This window comes from Sphaerospermopsis reniformis (assembly GCF_005402885.1).
Taxonomy (GTDB): domain Bacteria; phylum Cyanobacteriota; class Cyanobacteriia; order Cyanobacteriales; family Nostocaceae; genus Sphaerospermopsis; species Sphaerospermopsis kisseleviana.
In genome coordinates, this window is sequence record NZ_BJCE01000215.1 from 1 (window position 1) to 9301 (window position 9301).

The 9301-nt window shown below is 39.8% G+C and carries 8 protein-coding genes, 1 tRNA gene and 1 pseudogene; 6 read left to right on the forward strand and 4 right to left on the reverse strand.

Annotated elements, in window-relative coordinates; translation table 11 throughout:
• Positions 1-525: 525 nt before the first annotated feature.
• A complete protein-coding gene (dcd, locus tag FFR48_RS21765) occupies positions 526-1122 on the reverse strand; it encodes a dCTP deaminase (RefSeq protein ID WP_137668820.1) in 597 nt (198 codons plus the stop codon).
• A gap of 357 nt (positions 1123-1479) precedes the next feature.
• Positions 1480-1552 (reverse strand) — tRNA-Arg (locus FFR48_RS21770).
• A gap of 367 nt (positions 1553-1919) precedes the next feature.
• On the opposite strand from FFR48_RS21770, the gene FFR48_RS21775 reads away from it, so the two are divergent.
• The 4 genes and pseudogenes from FFR48_RS21775 to cutA all read left to right on the forward strand — a co-directional run bounded on the left by FFR48_RS21775 (position 1920) and on the right by cutA (position 4944).
• Positions 1920-2579, forward strand: coding sequence for an Npun_F0813 family protein (locus tag FFR48_RS21775; protein ID WP_137668821.1), 660 nt, complete (start codon positions 1920-1922; stop codon positions 2577-2579).
• 140 nt (positions 2580-2719) lie between these two features.
• Positions 2720-3601, forward strand: a pseudogene (locus FFR48_RS21780) (hypothetical protein).
• An 18-nt stretch (positions 3602-3619) separates the two neighbouring features.
• Complete coding sequence (locus FFR48_RS21785) at positions 3620-4609, forward strand: helix-turn-helix domain-containing protein (protein ID WP_096571539.1); 990 nt, start codon at positions 3620-3622, stop codon at positions 4607-4609.
• 2 nt (positions 4610-4611) lie between these two features.
• Positions 4612-4944 (forward strand): divalent-cation tolerance protein CutA, encoded by a 333-nt coding sequence (gene cutA / locus FFR48_RS21790; RefSeq protein ID WP_190649654.1) that lies wholly within the window; start codon positions 4612-4614, stop codon positions 4942-4944.
• A gap of 159 nt (positions 4945-5103) precedes the next feature.
• On the opposite strand, the gene FFR48_RS21795 is transcribed toward cutA, so the two are convergent.
• The gene (locus FFR48_RS21795) at positions 5104-6051 is read right to left on the reverse strand and encodes an ADP-ribosylglycohydrolase family protein (protein ID WP_137668825.1); all 948 of its coding nucleotides are present in this window, start codon (positions 6049-6051) and stop codon (positions 5104-5106) included.
• A 233-nt stretch (positions 6052-6284) separates the two neighbouring features.
• Between FFR48_RS21795 and FFR48_RS21800 the strand changes: the two genes are divergently transcribed.
• Positions 6285-6821, forward strand: a complete 537-nt coding sequence (locus FFR48_RS21800; protein ID WP_137668822.1) for an autotransporter outer membrane beta-barrel domain-containing protein — start codon at positions 6285-6287, stop codon at positions 6819-6821.
• A gap of 65 nt (positions 6822-6886) precedes the next feature.
• Here FFR48_RS21800 and FFR48_RS21805 read toward each other — a convergent pair whose 3' ends face one another.
• The gene (locus FFR48_RS21805; RefSeq protein WP_162501934.1) at positions 6887-7030 is read right to left on the reverse strand and encodes a hypothetical protein; all 144 of its coding nucleotides are present in this window, start codon (positions 7028-7030) and stop codon (positions 6887-6889) included.
• Between the two features lie 99 nt (positions 7031-7129).
• Between FFR48_RS21805 and sir the strand changes: the two genes are divergently transcribed.
• Positions 7130-9043 carry a sulfite reductase, ferredoxin dependent gene (gene sir / locus FFR48_RS21810; RefSeq protein WP_137668823.1) on the forward strand — a complete coding sequence of 638 codons (1914 nt, stop codon included), beginning with the start codon at positions 7130-7132 and terminating at the stop codon, positions 9041-9043.
• The last annotated feature ends 258 nt before the right edge of the window (positions 9044-9301 follow it).

The following is a 9301-nucleotide window of genomic DNA, read 5'->3' on the forward strand; positions in this document are numbered from 1 at the left end:
GCAAGGGTTTTGAAGGGTATACCGGAAAAAGTGTGCATTTTTTGGGATTTCAAGAGATGGCAAAGAAATTTTCAAATCTCCTCCTGACTCCTGACTCCTGACTCCTGACTCCTGACTCCTGACTCCTATGCCATCACGGAAAGACTTTCTCAGCAACCCCTATGTAATTACAGTTAGCTACACAATTTTTGACTCAAGATCACCCCATACCTTCCTTTGGGTATTTGTAACTACTGTAAACAAGTTGCTAGTTATCACAATGATCAGCAAATCACTAATAACGTAAGTTGCTAGTTATACAAGAAAGGCTCTCAAATCGAAGTAACAAGGATAAGTAGATAGCAATAAAGCAGGGAACACAATCATAATTCATTCTTTTTCCTGACTTCTGACTTCTGACTCTTGACTCCTGACTCCTATTCTTAACTAGCAACTTGGGTTAATAGACACAGAATGCGATCGCCTCATTTCCCTCGTTTGTGACTTGGTGAAATTGATATTTTATGTGTCAATAATCAACAATAACTATACTCTAGCTAAAGTCACTTTTTCCGGCTGATTTTGATATTTACCTCCTCTATCTGCATAGGTAGTTTGACAGGGTTCTCCTTCTAAAAATAATAATTGAACGATACCTTCATTCGCATAAATTCTACAATCAGCACTTGATGAGTTACTAAATTCCAAAGTAAGCGAGCCATTCCAAGAAGCCTCAGCCGGAGTAACATTAGCTACTAGTCCAACACGGGCGTAAGTGCTTTTGCCTAAACAGATTGCAGTTACATTAGGAGGCATTTGTAATTTTTCTAACGCAACTCCTAACCCATAAGAATGCGCTGGAATTATAAAGAAATCTCCATCTTCATCCTGCTGTAAAGGTACAGATTCTAAATTGTTCGGATTAAATCTTTTAGGATTAACAACCGTGCCAGGAATATGCCTAAACACTAAAAATTCTTTAGGTGACAACCGTATATCATAACCATAAGAAGATAAACCATAGCTCAAAGCTGGGACTTCTGTGCCAGTTTCCAATTTTACCGTGCGAACTAAGCTAAATTCAAATGGTTCAATCATGCCTTTCTTTGCTTGCTCAATGATCCACTTGTCATTCTTCAACATTTCAGAGTTACCTTTTTTACTAAGTTTGATTTTATGTGACTGAAATTACCAAACTCGTTATCCTAGCATGATTAAGGATACTAGTACAGCACGGCGTAAATAAACCAACCATTCTCAATCGCTAAAAAGCTTACGACCTATTATTTTTGATTTTTGACTTTTGACTTTTGACTTCCGCGAAGCGGTACTAGGTTCTAAAAAAATTAATTCATCTTCATACTTAATTAAATGTTATTCGCTAAAGCATAAAGAAAAATTATATGTCTATGGTGCAGCACATACCTTGTTCAATTAAGAATAACTAACCACGACTTCTGGCTCATAGTTACAAGCAAGAGAGTTGATATTGAATTAAAACGAGCGCGGCAGGGTTCGAACCTGCGACCGATTGCTTAGAAGGCAATTGCTCTATCCACTGAGCTACGCGCCCAAGACTCGTATCTGGCTTTTGAACAAACCATCCTTGATTATTATATACGCTGTTCCTAGTAAAAAGCAAGATAGAATTAAATATTTAACAATTTTTATAACGAACCATCACCTCATGAACCAGTAGATGTAAACTAAAAAACGAAACCAAGTAAGTATTTACGATATATAGCAGATGTCAAGGGGTAACTTTACCTTGAGTGCTAATCCTCTCATACAGATATTTGGCAGATATCTGGTAAAGTATTTGGCAAACGTCTAATTTTATTTCACCATAATATAAATTATTATACTTGAGGCCATTTTGCCCAAATGAAAGACAAATCCCAAATCAAAACAGCCCCTGTCAGGAGTTAGTTGCTAGTGCCATGTTTATTCTTAAACGCCAGGATGTTGAAATATCTACCGTTCAGCACCCAACGCGGGATCAGAAGGTGCCGATCCTCCATTATCAGGGGCCAACCTTTCGCCTGATAAGTGTTTTTAAAGCTAGTCAAGAGGTTGAAGCTAAAACTCTGTGGCGATCGCTGACTGACAATAGAGGTAAAGCCTGTGTCTTGCTGGAAGAACCCGAACGCTTTAGCGTCTGGGGCAAAATTCCCTTGGAACAGCTAGACAGTGATACAGGTAGCCATAGCAATATTGAGATTTTGACATTGGCGAGTATTTTACTCCTGCAAGCCGTTTATATGGATATTGAAGATTTATTAGGTAATCGACAAGCAGGTTTATTTGAAAAAGATATCACAGGGATATTACAGCAAAAACAATTTCCCCAAGCATCTTCCCCAGAGTCAACCAAAGCTCTGCTAACTGTTGAACCCTCACAAATACCCAAACTGCCTCCTTGGCAAGAAACTCATGTAATTATTCTCCTGGAAGAACTGCACCGACTAGGAAAAACATATTTTGGTGATATAAACTTTGCTCATCAATTAGAGGATAGGCTACAAGATATGCCAGAAGAAGAACTATTAATATTTATCGGTTGGTTAAATCAATCTCCACTGAGTAAACTTTGGCAGTAGGATGGATATTATTGGCTCACAAATGATTTCAGTGTTACCCAACTTCAGGTATCACATTGAGCAATTAATACTATTTCAATTACATAAGACCTTAATTATGTCAAAAATAGTAGTACAGTGCATTTACCTAGTGAAAACCTATGAGTAAATCCTACGACGATTCTTACAAAGCAAAAACCATTTTCACGACTCAAAGAATCATTTTGATTAGTATTGGCTGGGCAATGTTAGCCCTGTTATACTTCTTGTTGTTCAGCGCCAAAATCCCTGGTAGTCCCAACGGCGAAGAAATTCGTGAAGTTTGGTATTTATTAGGAACCAATATCTTTGAAGCTTCAGCTTACTTGGGTTCTGCTGTTCTCTGTTGGCGAAACTGGCAAAGTACCCAAATTATCAGCAGCCGAAAGGTTTGGCTGTTTATCGGCTTAGGTATGCTGGCTTATTTTATCGGTGGGATAGTTTTTGGCTATATAGAAATAGGTTTAGGCGAAGAACCGGATGTGTCTATAGCAGATGTGTTTTTTGTCATGACTTATATCTTCCTGGGTGGAGGTATGGCTCTAGCTTTGTTCTCCCGACGCATCAACTTAGAAAAATGGCAATGGTTAATTGTGTTTGCTGTTGGTGCATTAGGAAGTTTTGTGGCTTGGTTCATTTCTCAGCAAAATGCAGCACCATTCGCTCAAACAAGTGGTATTTTGATGCAAATAAAACTGATTTTAGATTGGTTTTATGTAATTAGTGATGTGTTGTTATTAATTATCGCTACAATCATGTTATTAGCGTTTTGGGGAGGAAAAGTTTCCCGGTCATGGAGAATGATTGCAGCCGCAGCATTTTCGCTCTACATTGCAGATATGTGGTTTAAATATGCCACTAACTATCTTCCAAATTATCAAAGTGGAGACATACTAGAAGTGTTCTAGGTGTTTAGTGGAGTGTTATTTGGTATGGGCGCTGCTCTGGAATACGAAGCATCATTGAGCCTCAAGCGGCGTACCAGTGGACGCAAACGCAGTTAACAAATTTTGGTGTCTACCGTGAGAAAATTAACAGATTCTGACAAGCAAGAAATTCTCAAGTTATATAGAGAAACTGCCGAAACTACCTCGACTTTGGCAGAACGCTATGGAGTAAGTAACTCAACCATTAGCCGACTGCTTAAAAGTACCTTACCCGAAGAAGATTACGAATATCTTGTTTCTTTAAAACGCGCTGCCAGAACCCCTGAAGGCAGAGCGCAGGTAAGTTACGAGCAGTTACCCCTGTTGAGTCAACAACCAAAAATCGAAACAGCACCTGTAAGCAGTGATCAACCTAGCTTAGAGTTGCCCAAGGTTGAACCACCTAAAACGGTCATCAAAGAGGTGAAAGAGGCTCCTAAGTCTGAACAAATTCCACCTCCTATCCCGGCTATTAGAAGGGTGAAAACACGCTCTTCTGCCACGGAAAAACCAGAATTGCCGGTAGCTAGGGAAATAGAAATCGTCCGACATCGGCCACCTGAAATACCCAGCATCCCCAGAACCATACTAGAGGATGAGGAGCCAGAAGAAAACGTCATCAGCAATATGTTCGATGATGATTTACTGGATGAGTCTGATGATTTGGATGATTTAGACGATGATTTGTTTGAAGATGAGGAGGATTTTGAAGACGAAGATTTTGAAGAACCTACACCTCTAGTTACCAGACGTAGACCAGGAGAAGGAGCAGTTCAAGTTTTACCCTTGTCGGTGGCATCTTTGCCGAAAACTTGTTATCTGGTAATTGATCGCTCTGCGGAATTAATTACTAGACCACTCAAGGATTTTGGGGACTTGGGAGCTATTCCTACTATTGAAACCCAGCAGAAAACTCTGCCAGTGTTTGATAATCATCGCGTGGCCAAACGCTTTTCTACCAAACGCGATCGCGTGATTAAAGTTCCTGACAGTAGAATGCTGCATAAGGCTAGTAACCATCTCCAAGCCAAAGGTATCACTCGCTTGTTAATTGATGGTCAAGTCTACTCTCTGTCTCTGGTTTAGCAATGTTGCAGCAACCAACTGGTTATGGTGTAGTTATGGTGACAACTGCCACTGAAGAGGAAGCTAAGGCGATCGCTCAAACTGTGATCGAAGCTAAACTCGCAGCTGCTGTCAGTTTGTCACCCGTCTACTCTATTTACCGATGGCAAGGAGAAATTCACAAAAAGAATGAATGGCAGTTAATGATTAAGACTAATTTGGCGTTATTCTCTACATTAGCAGCCAAAATCAGAGAAATTCATTCCTATCAACTGCCAGAAATTATCGCTCTACCTATTCTCCTTGCTGGTACTGACTACCAACAATGGATCAATGAACAGGTAAAAATAGAATAGTCTTTTCGTTATGTATAGCAGTCAGCAGTCAGAAGTCGTAAGGGCAAAGTAGGGGCGAAGCATTCGGAAAATAGCTTTGGAGAAAAATTAATAATTGTTCGCCCGAATGCTTCGCCCTTACAGGAGTCAGGAGTCAGAAATCAGGAGTTCATTTATTACCTATTCCCTATTCCCTATAAATAATGACAAACGACTGCTCAAGTCTATAATGTCTTGTTTCCGAGCAATTTGATCCAGCCATTCTGAAGGAATACCTTCCACGCCATAATAAATTCCCGCTAACCCACCTGTCACCGCAGCAGTAGTATCCGTATCTCCGCCTAAGTTAACGGCTTGAAGTACAGCTTGGGCGTAGGATGAGCTATTTAAAAAACACCATAAAGATGCTTCTAGGGTATCAATTACATAACCACCAGAATTAATCTCTTTGATGGGTATATCAGCAATTTTTCCACTGAAAACTCTATCAAAATGGGGTTTTTCCAAGGCATATTCCCCACTAGAATAGAGTAATTGAATCTTGTCCAACCCTTGCAAATAAGCTGCTTTGGGTTCTATTCCTGCCAATAGCTCTACAGCAATACTAATATAAATGCCACAAGCCATTTGCGATCGCAGATGGCCATGAGTAATGCAAGAAACTTGATGGACTCTTTTTATCAGTTCTGGAAAACTCCAGGTTTGATCAAAATAAGCCATTGGTAAAATTCGCATTAAAGAACCATTGCCATTACTATTTTCACCAGTACCACCTGCTTTTAGGGGTGTTGCTCCTTGTTGCCAATTAATAATAGCTTGTCTGGTAGTTCCACCAATATCAAAAACTTTACCATGAGCGCCCCAATAACCTTCTGTGTACCAGCAGGAAAAGGAACGAGCTATAGCATCTAGGGAAAAACCATCACACAAACATTCTGCCAAACACAAAGTTAAAGAACTGTCATCAGACCATGTTCCTGGTGGTTGATGCCACGTACCATAACCTAACATAGATGTGACCGGAGATTTTAGGCGTTCTGCACGACTTGTAAACTCCACCGGTACACCCAAAGCATCACCAACACACACACCCAGCAAACCCGATAATACCTTTGTAGTTTTTATCATCATTTTATATTACTCAGTGACGATTAGTAAACTGTCACCTGATCACCTGGAATACTCAAAGATGGCAGTGTAACTATAACCAAGGATGCAAAAGTTTACTAAATACCGATAAGTTCAACATCTTGCATTAATAGTAACAATGAATTTAGTAAATTTTCAAATCATCTGGAACATTTCAACTTCCGATTCGACTTAGAATTTAACAGTAAAATTTCTAAATTGTGGTAAAACTTATGAAACGCTTACTCAAGTCTTTAGTGACAATTTCTGCTTTATCTTCCTTAGTAATTACTCCTGCATTTCTTTCCGTGGGTAAAGCTGCTGCCGAAACTCAAAAAGGCACAGATGCTAGTTATATTGGTGTTGGTGTAGCTGCTGGTGTTACCAGTGGTGGACAAGGTAACGATGATGCTACCTTTGGTGGAAATGTCACAGGTCGTTTAAAATTGGGAAATACTCCTTTTTCCGCACGGGGTAACGTCCTCTGGGGTGATGAAACAGCTGCTATCATCCCTGAAGTTTCTGTAGATTTACCCATTGCTAATAAAACCAATGTCTTTGTTACTGGTGGCTATTCTTTCGTAGAAAATGACGGTAAACCCACTCCCTTGGGTAATAAAGATTCTGTAGTTGTCGGTGCTGGAGTCGAATCTGAAGTTACTAAAAACTTCCTGGTTTACACTAACGCTAAAGTAGGACTCGGTGCTTATCAAAGTAGTGATGCTTCTGCTGTGAGCATTAATGGTGGTATCGGTTATCGCTTTAAGTAAGTTGGTGATTGGTGATTGGGGACTGGGGACTGGTGACTGGGGACTGGGAAAGAAACATTAGTTATTTATTCTTCTAACTCCTGAACTCCTGAACTCCTGCCTCCTGACTGTTGATTTACATCTAAAATACTGAAATAGCTGGTTTTGTTAAGTGTGATATCACTAATGAAGCCGGCTTTTAACTGTGTTAAAATTAAGTTATTATTCATAATTCCGAGCGGATTTTTGGTGTTCTACCAGCAGAAAAAGTGTAGCTAAATTTTTAATTATTCTTTAACTGCTGCATTATTGACAAACATACTACTGTAATGATTAACTCTGCGCCTTCTCCCGTTAGTACCCGTAAACCTTCTAAAGTTGAAGGTCTCAAAGAAAATAGTAATTTTTTGCGTGAACCTGTAGCGACTGAAATACTTCAGGATACAACCCATTTTAGTGAAGATGCTATACAGATTCTGAAGTTTCACGGATCTTATCAACAGGATAACCGTGATAATCGTGTTAAGGGACAGGAAAAAGATTATCAAATGATGCTGCGGACAAAAAATCCTGGTGGGTTGGTACCACCGCAGCTATATTTGGCTTTAGATAAATTGGCGGATGAATATGGTAATCATACGTTAAGAGCTACTACCCGCCAAGGTTTTCAGCTACATGGGATTTTGAAAAAGAATCTCAAAGTGGCGATCGCTACTATTGTAAAAAATCTCGGTTCTACTTTGGGTGCTTGTGGTGACATCAACCGTAACGTTATGGCTCCCCCTGCACCCTTTAAAAATCGCTCAGAATATCAGTATGCTTGGGAATATGCCCAAAATATCGCTGATTTGCTTTCACCCCAAACCGGTGCTTATTATGAAATTTGGTTGGATGGGGAAAAAGCCATTAGTGCTGAAGAACACCCAGATGTGAAAGCAGCACGACAAAAAAATGGCACTGGGACTATTTTTCATGATTCCGTAGAACCAATCTATGGTACTCATTATATGCCACGCAAATTTAAAGTTTGCGTAACTGTACCTGGTGATAATTCTGTAGATTTGTATTCCCAAGATTTAACATTGGTAGTAATGACCAATAAAAAAGGGGAACTCCAAGGTTTTAACGTCTTTGCTGGTGGTGGTTTAGGAAGAACCCACAATAAAGAAGAAACCTTTGCGCGACTAGCTGATCCCATTTGCTATGTGGCAAAAGATGATGTTTATGATATCGTCAAAGCCATAGTTGCCACTCAAAGAGATTATGGCGATCGCACCGACAGAAGACACGCTAGATTAAAATATTTAATCAATGATTGGGGTGTGGAAAAATTCCGCAGCAAGGTGGAAGAATACTTTGGTAAAGCTGTCGAACCTTTTAAACAATTACCCAAATTCAAATATCAAGATTTTCTGGGATGGAATGAACAAGGGGACGGTAAACTGTTCTTAGGTATTTCCATTGATAATGGTCGGGTAAAAGATGAAGGTTCTTTTCAACTCAAAACCGCTTTGCGGACAATTGTTGCACAGTTTAACCTACCTATTCGTCTCACACCAAATCAAAACCTGATTTTCTACGATATTGCACCAGAAGATCAAGAAGCAATTCAAGAAATTTTAGATAAATGCGGTATTATTGCTGATCCTAGTCAAATTGCAGCTTTAACCCGCTATGCTATGGCTTGTCCCGCTTTACCTACCTGTGGTTTAGCTATTACCGAGTCAGAAAGAGCAATTCCTGGTATTTTAGAAAGAATTCGGACTTTATTGGATCAAGTCGGTTTACAAAAAGACCACTTTGTGGTAAGGATGACAGGTTGCCCCAATGGTTGCGCTCGTCCTTATATGGCAGAATTAGGATTTGTAGGTAGTGCGCCGGAATCTTATCAAGTGTGGTTAGGTGGTTCACCAGATCAAACGCGGTTAGCACAACCGATCATTGAAAAATTGCACCACAACGACATCGAAAGCTTTTTAGAGCCGATTTTTGTCTTCTTTAAAAAATCACGGAAAGGAAAAGAAAGCTTTGGGGATTTTTGCGATCGCATTGGTTTTGATGCTATCCGTGAATTTTCAGCCACTTATACACCGGGAGAACCCACCAGCAGCGGAAAATCACGTCATAGGGTGAGTTTACGAGATGATGTTTATTCCCAACTCAAAGAAACCGCAGAAAAACTCAATAAACCCATGACAGAGTTAGTACACGAAGCTTTGGATAAATATTTCCAAAGTCTGTAGAACCATATTCTCACGCAAAAGCTTTGTCTGGCTCTCTCGTTCCCAGTCTCCGACTGGGAATGAGAAATACAGAGTATGAGAACGAGAAACGAGAAAAAAGAGCAGAATGTTTCACCTAAAAACGACTCAATAAGCCTAATTAGGGTTTGCTGAATAAACCTAAAACCTTGATATATCAAAGGTTAGAGGCTGATAAACACAGAAATTAGTGCAAGGGTTTTGAAGGGTATACCGGAAAAAGTGTGCATTTTTTGGGAT

Excerpts from the sequence above, each read along its gene's own strand:
- dcd (WP_137668820.1), bottom strand. The coding sequence starts at position 1,122 with ATGTTGAAGAATGACAAGTGGATCATTGAGCAAGCAAAGAAAGGCATG.
- FFR48_RS21775 (WP_137668821.1), top strand. The coding sequence starts at position 1,920 with ATGTTTATTCTTAAACGCCAGGATGTTGAAATATCTACCGTTCAGCAC.
- FFR48_RS21800 (WP_137668822.1), top strand. The coding sequence starts at position 6,285 with ATGAAACGCTTACTCAAGTCTTTAGTGACAATTTCTGCTTTATCTTCC.
- sir (WP_137668823.1), top strand. The coding sequence starts at position 7,130 with ATGATTAACTCTGCGCCTTCTCCCGTTAGTACCCGTAAACCTTCTAAA.
- FFR48_RS21795 (WP_137668825.1), bottom strand. The coding sequence starts at position 6,051 with ATGATAAAAACTACAAAGGTATTATCGGGTTTGCTGGGTGTGTGTGTT.
- cutA (WP_190649654.1), top strand. The coding sequence starts at position 4,612 with ATGTTGCAGCAACCAACTGGTTATGGTGTAGTTATGGTGACAACTGCC.
- FFR48_RS21805 (WP_162501934.1), bottom strand. The coding sequence starts at position 7,030 with ATGAATAATAACTTAATTTTAACACAGTTAAAAGCCGGCTTCATTAGT.